A 16,256-nucleotide genomic window follows, 5' to 3' on the forward strand; every position below is an offset into this window, starting at 1 on the left:
TCAGGGTAGTGTCAGATGAGCAGGATGTTGTTCGGTGCGGGCATCGAGTAAGGACAGCGCGGCATCGACGACTTCATCGACGCTCACGCCGAGCAGACACGCGTGATGCCCTTCGGGACACACGCTGCGATAGCACCAGCGGCAAGGCACATCGCGGTACAGCACGCGATGCGGCGTTTGCCACGGCATATGCTGCGGATTGGTGAGCGCATACAGATCGACGACCGGCGCGTTAAGCGCCGATGCGATATGCACGGGACCGCTGTTGTTGGAGATCAGCACGCGCGCATGAGCGATCAGTGCCGCGAGCTCGCCCAGTTCGAGCGCGCCCGCGAGACTAATCACGCGCGCATCGCCGGCACTGACGGTGTCGCACAATGGGGCTTCGCTCGCCGAGCCGGTCACGAGCACGGGCCAGCCGGTTCGATCCGCGAGCACGCGCGCGGCCTGCGCGAATCGCTCGGGCGGATAGCGCCGCGATGCAGCGGTCGCGCCGGGATGCATGACAAAGAAGGGCGCGTCGAGATCGACACCGCGTTCGTCGAGCTTGCGCGCAAGCGACGCCTCGTCTTCGGCGCGCAATGCGAATCGCATGCGCGTATCCGCGTTCGTTGCGCCGACGCTTTCTACGAGCGCAAGCTGACGCTCGACTTCGTGTCGCGTGCCCATTTGCGGCTCGCGTTCCGCGACCCAATCGGTTAGGAGGTCATATGGATTCTCGCGGCAATGCGCGAGGCGCAGCGGAATCTTCGCCAGATGGCAAAACATCGCTGCGGGAAGCGGATTCTGGCTATAGACCGTGAAGATGACGGCGGCATCGAAGCCGAGCGATGCAAGCCGCTCGCACATCGCGATGTCGCCGCTCGCATCGATGGGCTTGTCATGCTTGACCCACGGCGCGTCGTATTCGATCACGTCGTCGATATCGTCGATGAAGCGCGCCGCCTGCGCGCCCGAACGCGATGCAAGCAACGTGAGATGCCGCCCCGGATACGCGTGTTTCAGCGCATGCAGCGCGGGCGTCGTCATCAGCACGTCGCCGAGATTGTCGAGTCGAATGCAGAGAATGCGCCGCACGTCCGCGCCCCATACGCGCTGAGGCGCGATGGCCGGCGCGCGCGCGTGCGCGTTCGCGGGCTGAAGAGGGATGGCGATATCGCTCGCCCGTGACGGATCGCGCTTCATGTGGCGAGCTCCGTCGCATGCCACGCACGCTCGATGATGCGCGCGGCTTCGCCCATGTCCTTCACAGTGGCATCCGGTTCACGCAACGGACCACGCTGCCACACCGTCTCGTTGCCGTTGTCGATCAGCACCGCGCGGCAGCCCGCGCGATGGCCTGCTTCGATATCGTCGAGGATGTCGCCGACGAACCAGCTTCGCGCCAGGTCGAGGTTCAGTTCGCGCGCGGCCCGCTGAATCATGCCCGGCGCGGGCTTGCGGCACTCGCATGCGCGTGCATAACGTGCGACCGTCCCTTGCGGATGATGCGGGCACCAGTAGATGCCCGTGAGCCGCGCGCCCGCTTCGGCAGCGAGCTCGTGCAACTTGCGTTCGACGTGCCGAAGCGCGGATTCATCGAACTTGCCGAGCGCGACACCACTCTGATTGCTGATGACGACAATCGGCACATTCATGCGCGCGAAGATGCCAAGCGCATTGCGTGCGCCTGGCGCAAGACGCACCTTCGCGGGATCGACGTTATAGGGCACGTCGTCGAGCAGCGTGCCGTCTTTATCGAGGAAAACGGCGGGCTTCATGCGGTGGCGCTGCCGTATGCGGCGCGCCGGCTGTCGAGGTCCTGCGCGATATCGACGCCCGCCACGCGCGCATAGACGCGTTCGAGCGACTGCGCGACGCCGGACCATGTGAACATCGCGCGAGCGCGTTCGAGGCCCGCAGCACCCATGCGTTCGGCGCGCGCGGGGTCGCGCTTCAAAGTGGCGAGCGCATCGGCGAGCGCGCGCGGGTCCTTCGGCGGCACGAGCAGGCCCGTTTCCTCGTGTGCCACCGAATAGCGAATGCCGCCCACGTCCGCGCCGATGACCGGCCTGCCGCATGCCATGGCTTCGAGCGGCGTGATGCCGAACGGCTCATACCACGGCGTCGTCACGAACACATCGGCTGCGTTATAGAAGGTCTTGAGGCGTTGTCTTCCATGACGGCCGAGAAAGTTCACCTTGTCGGCCACGCCGCATTCCTGCGCAATGCCGCGCAAACGCCCGATTTCCGGCGTCGCGATCTCATTCGCTTCATCGGAGTTGCCGCCGATCACATACAGATGCGCGTCTTCGTTCAGTGCGCGATTGCAGAGGCCGATGCCGCGCACCACGTTGTCGATGCCCTTGCGCGGCACCATGCGTCCGAGTTGCAGCACGATGAAGCGGTCCTGCGGCCAGCCGAGACGCTCACGCGCTTCGGCCTTCTTCATCGGATGGAACTCGGTGCTGTCGAAGCCGCACGGCACGAGGTCGATGCGTTCGCGCTCAGCGTGATACAGCGACACGAGGTCCGCTTCGTCTTGCGGGCATTCCGCGATCACCGAATCCGATTCGCGCACGAGCGCGTCTTCGATGTCGAAGCGTTCATCGGGGAAGCCATCGCCCGCGCCTTGATGAATGCGCCGTACGCGGCCGAGCGCATGAAACGTCGTGACGAGCGGCACGCCCAGCGCTTCCTTGATGCGCATGCCGACGAGTCCCGACATGAAGAAGTTCGCATGCACGACGTGATAAGGCGTTGCCTGCTTCCTGAAGAAGCCGATCATGAAGCGAGCGAACTCGTCCATGTGCGGAAGAAGCTGTTCCTTCGCCAGTTGCACGGGCGGACCCGCCGGCACGTTGATGACGCGAATGCCGCGTATGCCTTCGAAACGCGACACCAGCGGCAACAGAGAACGGTCGCGGCGCGTGAAGACATCCACTTGATGGCCGTTGCGCGCGAGCTGCCGCGCGACGTGCGCGACATAGATATTCTGCCCGCCGCTGTCGACACCGCCCGCTACCGCGAGAGGCGACGCATGCTCACTGATAAGTGCGATCTTCACGTGTAGGCCCCCTCGATTCGCGTTGTTCGAAATGGGCTTCGAGCCGTTGAGCGCGCACAGGGATTGCCGCGTCTTTCGAAGCTTGATGGCCTGTGAGCATTCGTTGTGCCACCAGCGCAAAATTGCGCAGAATCGTTGGTTCGTTGCGGGACGAACAAAATTTCGTTAGACGTAGCTTCGACAGCAGCGGCGCGGTTTTACACGGTGTGTGTAGCGTCTGCCGGTATCGTGGCGTGTTTGCTCGCTTCCGCCCGGGCATGGCGGCGATCGTCTTCGCGCACGATCGATCGCATGATCCGCACGTGAGCGCCGACTACGCGCCGATGTGCGAGCGCCCAGGGCAATCCACGCAACATCTGAATCGCATCTCGCCAGAACGCGCCTTCGCGCCGCATCACGGCGAGCGCCTGCATGCTCGCGTGCAAGGCTTCGGAGAGCGGCAATCGCAGCCACGCGACCCACGCTGCGTTACGCGCGAGCAGGCGTCTGCGCAAGGCGCTGTCGCGTATGGGAGAAGGGTGATGATGCAACACGAGTTCGTCTGCATAGACGAGCGCGTGGCCGTGATCGAGCATGTCGAGCGCAAGCAGCGATTCCTCGCCGCCTATGAAAAGCCGCGGCTCATAGCCGCCCATCTTTCGATAGACGCTCGTGCGAAACACGCTCGCGCCGGCCATGTAGCCGATGAGCGCCGGCCCCGGCAGACCGTTCGCGCCGAGCGGGCTCACGCGCATGCGCTCGCAGGTTTCGTCGGCATCGCCGTTTTCGCCGACGACCACCCGCGCGCTCAGCACCGCGACGCGCGGCGAGGCATCGAGAATCTTGATTGCGCGCGTGAGCGAGCCGGGGCTCCACCACGTGTCGTCGTCGCAGAAGGCGACGTACTCGGTGCGGACCTTCGCCACGCCGAGATTGCGCCCCGCCGCGCCCATGTTCGACGGCGCGACGACGAGTTCGACGAACGGGAAGGCTTGCGCGATGCGTGCCGCGGTATCGTCGGACGAGGCGTTATCGACCACGACAATGTCGATGCGATCCGGCAGCGCCGCGAGTCGTTCCAGCGTGTCGAGCACCTGGTCCGCGCGGTTGTAGGTCAGCACGACCACGCTCAGGCGCGCGGCTGCGTCGTGACGCGGGCGCGCCGAGGATTGCTCCAGAGGTTGCGGGACGGCGCTCATGCGCGCTGCTCCGCGGGTTCGAGCGTCCAGAATCGCTCGGGCAGGAACACGTCGTCGTATCCGTTCGGACCGAACGCCTTCAACTGGCTCGGATACGCGTTCACGGCGTCGCGCTTCAACGCTTCGCGGCGCGCGGCTTCCGCATGCTCGGGAAGGCGCGCATTGAGCGGCGTGGCGTCGATGCCGCGTTCCATCAAGTCCGCGAGCCGCTGCTGCAAGAGCGCGCGCTTGCATCGGTACAGCGCCTCTTCATATGCGATGCACGGCAGCTCGGGATGACGCAACCATGCATCGCACGCGGCCTCGTGTACGAGCGCGTGATCCGAATGAAACAGGCCGAGCGGGATCAGCAGCGTTTCGGGGCGATGCTGGTCTATTGCGTCGAGAAACGCCTGCGTCAACGTCGCGCGCGTGGGCTTGTCGGCGTCGGGCGCGAAAGGCACGTATTGCGAGTCGAGGAAGCCGAGATGCAGCGGCGTCACGCCGAGCAGCCCGAGCGCGCGGTTGTCTTCTTCGATGCGCGCGACCATCGCCTGCTTCGCGTCCGAGAAGCCGCACTGGGCGTCCCAGTCCGTGCTGGCATCGGCAGGGGGGCAGCCCGTGAAAACCGTGCAGACGAGTACGTTCGAGGCGCCGGCGAGCGACGCGCCGCAGCCGAGCACGGCGTCGTCGAGATGGGGAGAAATGAGCAGCGTTTTGCGCGGGACGTCGATCATGGAGGAGCCGTTGAGAGCGAATGACGGCTCGTCCAAACGCAAGTACCGCGCCAGCGGCGAAACGCGACGGGCGTAACGGCGCGGTCAGAAACGCATGCCGATGCCCGCTTCGATGATGTCCGCATCGCGGTCGTAGCGCGTCACCATGCGGTTCCACGTCGCATCCGGCGCGGACGTAATGTTCGTCGACGCACGTCCTGTTTTTTGTTTCGGCGCTACAAAGGAGGCGTTGATACCGAACGCCGTCGGCATGCGAGAGACGGCTTGGCATTCGAGCCTTTCCAAAGCGAGGATCAGATGGACGCCATTCCAGTGGAGTACCGCGGGTGTGAGTTGTCGGCGGTCGTCGTGCGGGCGGCCGGCGAGTTCATCGCGACGGTTCTGATCGAGCGGCCAGACGGCGTGCGGCGCGCGATCGGCCCGTTTCGACCGTTCGCCACGGCCCGGGCAGCCGAGCAGTTCGCCATTCAATACGGCAGGGATGAACTGGATGGACGCCATCCGCCGCGGGGCGTTCACATGACGACTCACGATGATCCCACCGTTGCACGCTCGACCGGCTTTGCGCCCGAGCGCCGTCTATAGTCACGCGGTCGACGGCTTGGCCGCTCTGAGGCCGGCTGAATCCTGTGAAGTCCGCGAGCAACGCGCCACGCTCGACACGGACGCCGCGAAGCACGGAGCTCCGACAGACGAGCGAGCATGCCCACGGTCATCTGAGCGCCGCTAAGACGAACGATCGTTCGCGCCTCACAATCACCCGCAATCGCGCACAGCACGCTTTTGCACACGCACGCCTGTATCCATTACCATGCGGGCGCCGCGCGGGTCCGTCTCCTGCGGGCATTCCAGAACAACGAATGACTAGCGCCATACCCGCCGACCGCGTCAATTACTGGGCAGTCGTCTCCGTGCTGCTCGGGACGTTTCTCGGCAACCTCGATTCGTCCATCGCGAACGTCGCGTTGCCGACCATCGCGCACAACCTCTCGCGCAGCGCAGCCGATACCGTCTGGGTCGTCACCGCGTATCAGCTCGCGGTCGCCGTCTCGGTGCTGCCGCTCGCCGCGCTCGGCGAAAAGCTCGGCTTCCGGCGCGTGTTCCTGTGGGGCTTCGTGGTCTTCACGCTGGCGTCGATAGGCTGCGCACTCGCGCCGACGCTGCCGCTCTTGGTCGCTGCTCGCGCGATTCAGGGTGTGGGCGGCGCATGCATGTCGACCATCGTGCCCGCGCTGCTGCGGCAGGTTTATCCGCCGAAGCTCGTCGGGCGCGGCGTCGCGCTGCTCGGCTTGACCGTGGCGCTCTCGGCGGCGCTCGGGCCGACTGTCGCGGCGGGGATTCTGTCGGTCGCCGGATGGCGCTGGCTCTTCGCGGTGAACGTGCCGCTCGGCATCATCGGCCTCGGTCTCGCCAGCACGATGCTGCCGCCCGGCACGCCGAACGCCGCGCGCCGCTTCGACTTCGCGGGCGCGACGCTGAGCGCGCTCGCCATCGGGCTCTTCATTCTGGGCGTGGGCGGGCTCGGCGCAGGCGAGCGCGCGGGCGAGGGTCACGTGCAACTGCGGGCGCTGCCTCTCGTCGAGATCGCGTGCGCGTGCGTCGCCGGTTTCGCGCTCATGCGCCATCAACGCGGACGGCCCGCGCCGCTCGTGCCGCTGGATCTGCTGCGCATTCCGATTCTCTCGCTGTCCTCGCTGACCTCCATCTGCTCGTACGTGGCGCAGACGCTCGCCTATCTCGCGCTGCCGTTCATGCTCCAGCACCAGTTCGCCCGCAGCGCGACGACGACCGGACTGCTCGTCACGCCGTGGCCGCTCGTGATCGTGTTCGTCGCGCCGCTCGCCGGTCGCCTGTCGGACCGGTACGCGCCGGGGCTGATCGGCGGCATGGGACTGGGCATCATGGCGATCGGGCTATGCCTCTTGATCGGACTGCCGGCATCGCCTTCGAACGTGGATATCGCGTGGCGCGTCGCGGTGTGCGGCATCGGATTCGGCTTCTTTCAGACGCCGAACAATCGCATCATGCTGACGTCCGCGCCGCATGAACGCAGCGGCGCGGCGGGCGGTCTCATGACGATGGCCCGCATGGTCGGCCTTTCGCTGGGCGCGGCGCTGGCCGCCGTTGCGTTCGGCATGTATGGACAACACGGCGCGCAGGTGTCGCTTGTCGGAGCGGCGGCAGCGGCCGCGATCGGCGTCGCGGTGGGCATCGTGCGCGTGCTTCGAACAGGCGAGCGCGCCGTCGGTCGTTAGCGCTTTCATGCTTCTGCGCGCGTCCTACAATTGAGCGCGGGTCGCTCTTCGCTGCGCGCAGCGATACTTCGGTTGACGCAATAATTTGCAAGTTCGTTGACTGCAACGGATATGCTATGGCCCCTTGCGCGCGGCCTCTTGCGCCGCGCTTCGTGCGTCCACGCTATCCACTTGCCGGTACAACATGGTCACACTGGTTAGCTGCTTCTCCGACCGCCGCGCGACATCGTCACGCGACAACCACGCCGAGTTCTGTCGCCGAACGCAAGCGGCTCATTACGACGAGTCGATGTCGAGCAGCGTCGATTCGCTCGAACTCGGTGTCCTCTTCAAATACCAGATGATCAGCGACCGGCTCGCGCGCGCGGCCGAAGGCGAGGTCGTCATCTTCGCGACGGAGAATGCGCTCTTCGTTCGCTTCGAAGATTTCGGCCGGATCATGGAAGGACGAGACAGCCTCGTGACCAAAGGCTTCTTTGGCATCAATACGGAAATGTTCGTTATCCGAAATAACGAAGAGAACCGCCGCATCGCGCGTGGCATGGCAGCGCGATGCCGGGCCTTCTACGAATACGGCAAGTTCGTCACGGAAGAAGAATTGCTGGAGGCGTTTCCGACAGTCGCCGACTGGGACCTGTTGAACGGCGTGATACCGATTGCATCCATGTGGTCGGGGCAGCACCCGGACTTGCGCGGCACGCCGGTGGTGGCGGTGTCGCTCGTGTTCACGCCGCGTCTCTATAGCAAGTACGGTCCGCGCTGGCGAGCCGTGTTCACGCGTCATCTGAACGCGTGCCATGCGGCCGGACACAGCGCGTTCTTCGACGCCTTGCCGCCACCGCAATGCGATACCGACGAGCCGTTGACCGTCTATCAGCCGGGCAGGGCGATCGCGGTCGTCATGTTGTACACGCCGAACATCGCGGGCTATGCGCGCTTCGGCGAAGCCAGTCTGCGCGCGTTCTGCGAGCGCCACGGCTACACGCTGTATCAGCATCGCGCGGTGCCCGCCGACTTTCAGCGCGAAGCATGCGGCAACTGGTCGAAGCCGTTCTTGCTCGCCAAGTATCTGCCGCATCACGAATGGGTCTTTTGGATCGATGCCGACATTCTCGTCATGAATCCTTTCGTGAAGCTCGAACGATTCACCGAGGGCCGCGACCGCGTGCTAACCGCCGATATCTGCGGCTGGCGCTTCAATTCGGGCGTGATGGGCTTTCGCAACACCGAGGCGAATGCAAACGTGCTGCAAAGCGTCCTTGCGCGCGTGCTGGAAACGGAGGACATCAAGTACACGTTTTCGAGCCAGGGCGACCAGTTCTATTTCATGGAGCAGATGATTTCGCATGGCCTGTGCCCCGAGCCGGACTCTGCGGACCTCGTGAGCTTCAACGAACTCAACACGCCGTGGTACTACGCGAAGCCGGATACGTTCATGTGCCATTTTCACGGCTTGAGCACGGAGCTGCGCATGCTGTTCATGTCGATGGATAAGGTTCCGGAAGGCGGATACGAAGCGATCGAAATGCAGCCCTGAGCGGCACGACGGGACCGCGGCTTGCTGCACCCTCCAGGAACGATGACCCCGCCAAAGGAGGGCAGCATGACTCAGATTTCAGGCGATAACGACGGCTCGCGCGCAACGGCCGACGACATGGATGAACCGGTGGGCGCTCCGGCCACTGGCGATACGCGGCAAGAGAAACTGGATGAGCGCGAAAAGCAGAAGCATCCCGCGAGCGAGAACGCGCTGCCGACCGCGCAGGACAACAACCCCGTGCCGCCGCAATCGACGCGCGGCTAGTCCAACTATCTGACGAGGATTTGCCGAATGAGCGACTATATCGACTGCATTGCCGCGCTGGACCGATGCGCCGCCGCTTGCGACAGCTGCGCCTCCGCGTGCATTGCGGAAGGCCATCTGCCGGACATGGAGAAGTGCATTCGTCTGGACCTCGACTGCGCGGCGCTGTGCCGCTTCACGTCGGAATCGCTGGCGCGCGATACGCAGTTCATGCGCGATTTCCTCGACCTGTGCGCGCGAATCTGCGATGCATGCGCGGACGAGTGTAGTCGGCATACTGCGAGCCATTGTCAGGCTTGTAGTGACGCGTGTCGGAAGTGCGCGGAGGCGTGTCGGGCGATGTAAGGCACGGCAGCGAGCCAACGCGCCGCGCCGAGCTTATCCACACTTTCTGTGCTCAACCCTGTGGACAAGCCGGGGACCCGCTCGCTATCCATTTGACGCGACGACCAAATCCCCGCGCGAGCGAATGCGCGTCGCCCCACGGTGCGCATCGCTCATCGATGCTACGCTGGCACGTCAACACGAAATGGGGATGAGATGAAGCGCAAGTCATCGGGCGTGGCCGTAGTCGCGGTGCTCGTGGGCGTGGCAGTCGCGGTGACGCTCTATATCGCGAGCTATGGCAGGTCGTCGCATCACGCCAGCATCGACATGCCGACGACGCACGACGCCATCGCGACGCAAGACGTGCCCGCGAGCGAAGCGAGCTTCACCGCAGCACCGATGCAGCCCGTCTCCGGTCCCAGCGACACGACCGCAGCGCGTTAAGATCAAACATCCGTCGCGTCCAACGTTTGTCCTCGACGCGACGCCTCACGGGAATGCCCCTTGCTAAACGGCTTGGAACGTCAAGCCGGAGCGCATTCCCTTGGGCCATCCATCGCAGCAGATTCCGCCCGCCGTCCTGCCCGTCGATGCACGCGGCATCATCGGCAACATGAAGACGGCGGCGCTGGTCTCGGTGCGCGGCACGATCGACTTCATGTGCTTTCCGCGCGTCGATTCGCCGACGCTGTTCGCGTCGCTTCTGGACGACGAGCACGGTGGCGCGTTCGCGATCTCCCCGCGCGATCCGAACGCCAACGTCAAGCAGATGTATCTGCCCGAGACGAACGTGCTGCTCACGCGCTTCATGACAGGCGAGGGCGTCTGCGAGTTGCTGGACCTGATGCCCGTGCCGTCTTCTGACGCGCGGGTGGATGTGGTGCCCAACTGCGTGATGCGCATCGTGCGCATCGTCTATGGGCGCATGACACTGGATATCCGCTGCGATCCGCGCTTCGACTATGCGCGTGTTTCGCATACGGCACATGCGGTAGAAAAGGGCGTGCAATTCACGAGAGCCGACAACGGCACGCCGCTGGAACTGCGCGCGAGCGTGCCGCTTTCCATCGAGCGTGATGGCGTGCGCGCGACGCTCGACATGAAAGAGGGCGATTCGGCCTGCTTCGCGCTAGGCGCGGTCGATGACATGCCGAAGCTCGACACCAAAGAGAAGTTCGACGGCATGTTGCAGGAGACGATCGCGTTCTGGAAAGAGTGGTCGTCTCGCTCGATCTATCGCGGACGATATCGCGAAGTCGTGCTGCGTTCCGCGATGACGCTCAAGCTGCTGAGCTCGGACGAACATGGCGCAATCGTCGCGGCGCCGACGTTCGGCTTGCCGGAAGCGCAGGACGGCTCACGCCGGTGGGACTATCGCTATACCTGGATTCGCGACGCCGCATTCTCCGTTTATGCGCTCTTGCGTCTCGGCTATACAGGCGAGGCGGAGCGCTTCATGCACTGGATTGCCGAGCGCAATCGCAATTGCAGTTCCGACGGATCGCTTGCCGTCATGTATGCAGTGGACGGCAAGCCCGCGCCCGACGAGACGCAGCTCTCGACGCTGGGCGAATCGACGCAGGGCACGCTTGTCGTGGGCAACGGCGCGCGTGGACAAACCCAGCTCGATGTCTATGGCGCGCTGCTCGACTCCGTTTATCTCTACAACAAATATGGCGCGGCGATTTCGTATCAAGGCTGGCAGCATGTCACCCGAACGGTCGACTATGTGGTGAAGCACTGGCGCGAGGCCGACCACGGCATATGGGAGTTTCGCAACGGCAAGCGGCCGCTGCTGCATTCGCGGCTGATGTGCTGGGTGACGGTGGATCGCGCGCTGCGTCTTGCGCAGAAGCGCTCGCTTCCTGCGCCGCTCGCGACATGGTTTCAGACGCGCGACGACATTCATCGCGACATACACGAGCAGTTCTTCAACGAAGAGCTGCAGTCATTCGTGCAGACGCCGGGTTCATCGACGCTCGATGCATCCGCGTTGATGATGCCGCTCGTGCGCTTTATCGGCCCGAAAGATCCGCGCTGGACCGGCACGCTGGATGCGATCGGTCGCGATCTGCGCGTGGATCCGCTGGTGTTCCGCTACACGCGCGGCACGACGCTCGACGGTCTTCCCGGCATGGAAGGCGGCTTCAGCGCGTGCTCGTTCTGGTATGCGGAGGCGCTCGCGCGCTCGGGTCGCGTGGACGAAGGGCGGCTCGTGTTCGAGAAGATGCTCGCCTATGCGAACCATCTCGGGCTGTTCTCGGAAGAAGTGGCGACCAACGGCGCGGCCCTAGGCAATTTTCCGCAGGCGTTGACGCATCTGGCGTTGATCAGCGCGGCGTATCAGCTGGACCGGGATCTGGATCGTACGCATGTGCCGTGGACTTGAGGGCGAAACGCGAGCGCTCCGGCGCTGGGCGTAAGTTGACATAACACAAATTAGCGATGTTTTAGTAAGCGCCCAAAACAGACTTCGCTGCGCCCGTGAAGCATTCTGCCGAACATGGCCGGCTTATTCCCCGGCGGCATCCGGTCCGACGCGCCGAGCGAGCTCTCTTGCGCCGGCGACGCGCCCGGGCGCGCCGGATTCACATCCGGCGGCGTGCCGAGCGTCGGACTCCGCTTGCGCTCGGGCGGCGCGATCGGTTCATTCGACGGATCCGCAGCGGGCGACGTGTTCGCATCGGAAGGCATGGCGCTCGCCTAGTCCGTACACGACGAAAGCCAACCCGCCAGCGGACGAACGCCTAGACCACTTTGCCCGGATTCAACAGCCCGAGCGGATCGAGCGCGCTCTTGATCGCACGCATCGCGTCGATATCGGTCTCGCGACGGCTTTGCGAAAGGAACGCTCGCTTCTTGACGCCGATGCCGTGCTCCGCTGATATCGACCCGTTCAACTCGCGCGTGACGTCGTAAATGACGCGGTCGATATCGTCATGGTCGTGCTTGCCCATGCCCGGCACGTCCACGACGATATGAATGTTCCCGTCGCCCAGATGCCCGTAGATCATGACGAGGGACTGCGGCCAGTGCTCGCGCAGACGCGACTCGCAGCGCGCGGCAGCCTCGCCGACTTGCGCGATGGAAAAGCTCACGTCATACGCGGCGTGGTTCGGTATGAACCGCTGATACTCGCCGGGCGCATCGCGGATCGCCCAGAACGCAAGCGCATGCGCCTCCGACGACGCTATCGCCGCGTCCGTCACGATGCCTTCTTCCAGCATTGCGCCGAGAAACTCCTCGAACGCTTCGCCGTGGCGCGCCGGATCGGTCCCGACGCTTTCCAGCAAGACATAGAATGGATGGGCTGAACCGAGCGGCGCGCGCAACTGCGGCAAGTTGGCGAGCACCGCATCGTGATACCCGGCCCACATGACCTCGAATGCCGACACGCCCGACGCCAGCCTCGCCTGCGAACGCGCGAGCAGCGTGGTCACGGCGTTGAAGTCCGGCAAGCCGCACCACGCAGTCGCCGTCGCAGTGGGCTTCGGACGCAGACGCAGCACGACGCGCGTGATGACGGCAAGCGTGCCTTCGCTTCCGATCAGAAGATGCCGCAAGTCGTAGCCGCTGTTGTTCTTGATCATCTTGTTGAGATCGCCGACGATGGCACCGCTTGCCAGCACCGCCTCCAGCCCCAACACCTGATCGCGCATCATCCCGTACTTGATGACGCGATTGCCGCCCGCGTTGGTCGCGAGATTGCCGCCGATCGAACAACTGCCGCGTGCGCCGAGATCGAGCGGAAAATAGAAGCCCGCCGCGCTCGCCGCTTCCTGCACGGTCTGCAACGCGGTCCCGGCTTCGACCGTCATCGTGCCGGATACTTCGTCGATCTCCACGATGCGATTCATGCGATCCAGACTCAGCGCCACTTCGCCGCCGCGCGCATTCGCTCCGCCGACGAGTCCCGTCAATCCGCCTTGCGTGACCACGGGTTGCCGAAAGCGCGAGCAAATGCAAAGCGCCTGTGCCACTTCTTCAGTCGTGCGCGGGCGAATGAGCGCAAGCGGAATCTCGCCCGGCAGTCCGCTCCAGTCCACGACACGCCGGTCGCCGAATTCTTCCGGAAGCGCGACCACTTCCGCGCCGAGGGTCTCGCGCAATGCGCGTATTGCTTCTGTTGCCGTCATGTCCTGCGTGTCTCCGTGTGCGTTGCGGCGCGCTTGATCGAATGCGCGCCTTCGTCACCATATACCGCACCGGGCCGCGACGGCAAGCGCACGAGCGTAGGCACCTCGCATGCGGTCATCGCGCAGCCGCGCCCTGCCCGTTCCTCGCGGTCAATTGTTCGTACACGTCATGCGACACGGCGAGCAATTGCGGACGCGGGATCGCACCCGACACGGCATAGCCGAAGTCGCCATCGACCCAATAGAACACATTGACGGAGCCATCCTGATAGAGCTTGAACGCAGTCACGTCGGTGCTCACCTTGCGATGCGACACGTTGAGCGTGATGCGCTCGCCCTTGGCGTCGTGATACATGAACTGCGCAATCGGACCTTCGTCGCCGGGCAAGAGCCGTCCGCCCATCAGATTGAACCCCACGCGCGTGAGCACTGGCGCATGCACGTCGGTGCCGAGCCGGTTCGACAGCCACTTGACGAGTTCCTCTTCCTGATCCGCGCCGACCTCGACCGGGCGCGTCACCATCGGCGCATACGTGACATACGCGATCGCGGATTGCCGCGCGAACGACTCGTCCTTCGTCAGGCTCGCATGACGAAGCGACGCGTTCTCATCGCCGGACGCGAGCATGTCGCGCGCAGGCGGACTCATCATGCCGGCCACGCCAATGCCTATGCCGAGCACGAGCGCCGCCGCCATGCCCGCATACTTGGGCCAGTTCGCCGCGGGACCTCGGCCGGCGTTCACCTTTGCGGCGCGCGTGGTGCTGGCATCGGGCGCATCGGGCGCATCCAAGGTGTCCAGCACGCGCGTCAGACGCTCCGGCAACGGTTCTTGCAATACGCGATCGAAGCGATCGTGAAGCATGCCGCTCAACGCGAAGTAATCGCTGACGCGACTTGCGAGCGCAGGGTCGGTCTCCAGCAGCCGATCGATCTCTTCGCGCCGGTGCTCGGCGAGCACGCCATCGACATAGCCCTGGACTTCCTCTTCGCTGATGGGAGTCGTTTGTTTGTTCATCGCACCACCTTCAGTTGCACGCCTTCCTGCTTGCCCGCCATGAGCGCGCGTAACCTTTCCCGTCCACGCGATAGCCGCGACATGACCGTGCCGAGCGGAATCTCCAGCGCGAGCGCCACTTCCGCATACGACATCTCTTCGAGCCCGACCAGCAGCACCACCTGACGCTGTTCGACCGGCAGCCGTTGCAACGCGTAATCGAGGTCTCGCATTTCGAGCGATTGCGTGTCCCGGCTTGCCACCGCGAACTGGCTTTCGTCGAGAGGATCGTCGTCGACCGAAACATGCACCGCGCGTGCATCCGCGCGTCGCGTCTGATTTGCGAAGACGTTATGCATGATCGTGAAGAGCCACGCGCGCAGATCGGTGCCCGACTGAAACTTGTCCGTGTGCCTGAGCGCGCGTTCCAGCGTGTCCTGCACGAGATCGTCGGCGAGTTCCTGATTGCGGATCAACGCGCGAGCATAACGACGCAAGCGCGGCAGATGATCCATGAGTTGTTCGCGCACGCTCATCGGCGCACCTCGCGGGGCAATCTTGCGTTCATCGTTCATTCCATTGCATGTTCTGACGAGCCATCGACACTTCGGCGGCACGCATGAGCCCCGGCGTACCGGCGCGAGCTCCGACCACCGTGCGAACGCCCGATGTCGATATCCATTCGACAAGACGCACGGTTCCGATTCTATGCGCGTGCCACGTTGCACGCATGAACGGCGGCGGCGCACACGTCGAGAGCAGCACGAGCGGCTGATTTCTCTCATTGCGATACGCGAACACCTTCACGGTCGAGAAAGCCCCGAGCGTGACGTTCGTCGCATCGACGGCGTGAAAGCCCGCCGATGACAGATCGGGCGCGTCCGCGATGCTCGCCGCGCGCGCAGGCATCGTCGCCTGAATCGCCAATGCGGACACGGCTGCGCGTTCCAATGCCGCGTCCGGTAGGCGCACCGTGGCCCAGATCGCGGCGATCACTAGCGAAAGACAACCGGCAATGGCTGCCCACAGCCGCAACCGCGCCCCCGGCCGCCGATGGCTCGTTTGCCGCGCGCTGCGTTCGTCGCCGAACATCTCGCGCAACTGCGCATTGAGCCGATCATAGAACACCACTCTGCGCGCTTCCTCGGGCCGGCGAGCGAGATAGGCATGCAGCGACGCGGCCCGTTCCGACGCGAGCAGGCCGTCGGCGAAGGCCTGTACGTCGGCTTCGGAAAGGCGAGTGTCGGAGTGCGGGTCCACGGTCGTTGTCCTGCGCGCTGGAAAGGTCGTCTTCGATTGCAAACAACGTTGCGAGGCGTTTATTCCCGCGAGCGTCGATTTTTTTGTGGCGATCACGAGCCCGCATAGATGTGGCAGAAGCTGTAAGGGCCCACGCAATCGGACGGGCTCATCGACGCACTTCCCGCGCCCGACGCGGTCCTCATGCCGCCATACGCGCCGCTCTCCGGCGTTTTCATTCGCGCTCTCTGGTTCTGATAGATGGGGCTAACGTCCGGATACGAGGCATCGGTCACGAGACGCGAGCCGTTCTGCTCGGCCTGCACGAGTTGCGCGCGCACTTCGTCGCGCGTGAGACCTTGCGCGAATGCGCCCGTCGAGACGACGAGTGCGGCGGAAACGGCGATAACTTTGGCGATGTTCATGTTCGACTCCTTGAGAAAGAATTCATTGGGCTTGCATGAAGGCAAACCGTCCGCGGAGCCGATCTATTCCAAAGAATTTAATCGACACCTTGCTGGAATAACGCTGCAAGCACTTGTGTTCGCGTCACTGATC

18 protein-coding genes are annotated in these 16,256 nt (G+C 64.2%); 7 read left to right on the forward strand and 11 right to left on the reverse strand.

The annotated features are described in order from the left end of the window. The 6 genes from waaF to LDZ24_RS16630 form a co-directional block, all read right to left on the reverse strand. The gene (gene waaF, locus LDZ24_RS16605) at positions 1–1,185 is read right to left on the reverse strand and encodes a lipopolysaccharide heptosyltransferase II (protein WP_248323276.1); all 1,185 of its coding nucleotides are present in this window, start codon (positions 1,183–1,185) and stop codon (positions 1–3) included. After that, the gene (locus LDZ24_RS16610) at positions 1,182–1,760 is read right to left on the reverse strand and encodes an HAD-IIIA family hydrolase (RefSeq protein WP_248323277.1); all 579 of its coding nucleotides are present in this window, start codon (positions 1,758–1,760) and stop codon (positions 1,182–1,184) included. Before LDZ24_RS16610 ends, waaF begins: the two co-directional genes overlap by 4 nt. Continuing rightward, the gene (locus LDZ24_RS16615; RefSeq protein WP_248323278.1) at positions 1,757–3,046 is read right to left on the reverse strand and encodes a glycosyltransferase family 1 protein; all 1,290 of its coding nucleotides are present in this window, start codon (positions 3,044–3,046) and stop codon (positions 1,757–1,759) included. The genes LDZ24_RS16610 and LDZ24_RS16615 overlap by 4 nt, the downstream gene beginning before the upstream one ends. Before the next feature lie 197 nt (positions 3,047–3,243). After that, positions 3,244–4,224 (reverse strand): glycosyltransferase family 2 protein, encoded by a 981-nt coding sequence (locus tag LDZ24_RS16620; RefSeq protein ID WP_248323279.1) that lies wholly within the window; start codon positions 4,222–4,224, stop codon positions 3,244–3,246. After that, on the reverse strand, positions 4,221–4,940 hold the full coding sequence (locus LDZ24_RS16625) for a PIG-L deacetylase family protein (RefSeq protein WP_248323280.1): 720 nt from the start codon (positions 4,938–4,940) through the stop codon (positions 4,221–4,223). The genes LDZ24_RS16620 and LDZ24_RS16625 overlap by 4 nt, the downstream gene beginning before the upstream one ends. A gap of 84 nt (positions 4,941–5,024) precedes the next feature. After that, on the reverse strand, positions 5,025–5,441 hold the full coding sequence (locus LDZ24_RS16630) for a hypothetical protein (RefSeq protein WP_248323281.1): 417 nt from the start codon (positions 5,439–5,441) through the stop codon (positions 5,025–5,027). A 359-nt stretch (positions 5,442–5,800) separates the two neighbouring features. On the opposite strand from LDZ24_RS16630, the gene LDZ24_RS16635 reads away from it, so the two are divergent. The 7 genes from LDZ24_RS16635 (at position 5,801) to LDZ24_RS16665 (ending at position 12,033) form a co-directional block, all read left to right on the forward strand. Continuing rightward, a complete protein-coding gene (locus tag LDZ24_RS16635; protein WP_248323282.1) occupies positions 5,801–7,195 on the forward strand; it encodes an MFS transporter in 1,395 nt (464 codons plus the stop codon). A gap of 289 nt (positions 7,196–7,484) precedes the next feature. Beyond that, entirely contained in the window at positions 7,485–8,732 is a 1,248-nt protein-coding gene (locus LDZ24_RS16640; protein WP_248323283.1) for a hypothetical protein, read from the forward strand. A 66-nt stretch (positions 8,733–8,798) separates the two neighbouring features. Further along, a complete protein-coding gene (locus LDZ24_RS16645; RefSeq protein WP_248323284.1) occupies positions 8,799–8,999 on the forward strand; it encodes a hypothetical protein in 201 nt (66 codons plus the stop codon). A gap of 27 nt (positions 9,000–9,026) precedes the next feature. After that, positions 9,027–9,344: a four-helix bundle copper-binding protein gene (locus LDZ24_RS16650; RefSeq protein ID WP_248323285.1), complete on the forward strand. Its 318-nt coding sequence runs from the start codon at positions 9,027–9,029 to the stop codon at positions 9,342–9,344. A gap of 195 nt (positions 9,345–9,539) precedes the next feature. Beyond that, a complete protein-coding gene (locus LDZ24_RS16655; protein ID WP_248323286.1) occupies positions 9,540–9,770 on the forward strand; it encodes a hypothetical protein in 231 nt (76 codons plus the stop codon). A 100-nt stretch (positions 9,771–9,870) separates the two neighbouring features. Beyond that, positions 9,871–11,715: a glycoside hydrolase family 15 protein gene (locus tag LDZ24_RS16660; protein ID WP_248323287.1), complete on the forward strand. Its 1,845-nt coding sequence runs from the start codon at positions 9,871–9,873 to the stop codon at positions 11,713–11,715. A 114-nt stretch (positions 11,716–11,829) separates the two neighbouring features. Further along, complete coding sequence (locus LDZ24_RS16665) at positions 11,830–12,033, forward strand: hypothetical protein (protein ID WP_248323288.1); 204 nt, start codon at positions 11,830–11,832, stop codon at positions 12,031–12,033. Positions 12,034–12,073: 40 nt separating this feature from the next. On the opposite strand, the gene LDZ24_RS16670 is transcribed toward LDZ24_RS16665, so the two are convergent. From LDZ24_RS16670 to LDZ24_RS16690, 5 genes are all read right to left on the reverse strand, one after another. Next, positions 12,074–13,462 carry an FAD-binding oxidoreductase gene (locus tag LDZ24_RS16670; protein ID WP_248323289.1) on the reverse strand — a complete coding sequence of 463 codons (1,389 nt, stop codon included), beginning with the start codon at positions 13,460–13,462 and terminating at the stop codon, positions 12,074–12,076. A 115-nt stretch (positions 13,463–13,577) separates the two neighbouring features. Continuing rightward, positions 13,578–14,480 (reverse strand): anti-sigma factor, encoded by a 903-nt coding sequence (locus LDZ24_RS16675; RefSeq protein ID WP_248323290.1) that lies wholly within the window; start codon positions 14,478–14,480, stop codon positions 13,578–13,580. Further along, the gene (locus LDZ24_RS16680; protein WP_206469523.1) at positions 14,477–14,995 is read right to left on the reverse strand and encodes a sigma-70 family RNA polymerase sigma factor; all 519 of its coding nucleotides are present in this window, start codon (positions 14,993–14,995) and stop codon (positions 14,477–14,479) included. The genes LDZ24_RS16675 and LDZ24_RS16680 overlap by 4 nt, the downstream gene beginning before the upstream one ends. 28 nt (positions 14,996–15,023) lie before the next feature. Further along, positions 15,024–15,719 carry an anti-sigma factor gene (locus LDZ24_RS16685; protein WP_248323291.1) on the reverse strand — a complete coding sequence of 232 codons (696 nt, stop codon included), beginning with the start codon at positions 15,717–15,719 and terminating at the stop codon, positions 15,024–15,026. Between the two features lie 92 nt (positions 15,720–15,811). Continuing rightward, positions 15,812–16,123 carry a DUF4148 domain-containing protein gene (locus tag LDZ24_RS16690; protein WP_248323292.1) on the reverse strand — a complete coding sequence of 104 codons (312 nt, stop codon included), beginning with the start codon at positions 16,121–16,123 and terminating at the stop codon, positions 15,812–15,814. Between the last annotated feature and the right edge of the window lie 133 nt (positions 16,124–16,256).

This window comes from Caballeronia sp. Sq4a, from assembly GCF_023170545.1.
Classification (GTDB): Bacteria; Pseudomonadota; Gammaproteobacteria; order Burkholderiales; family Burkholderiaceae; genus Caballeronia.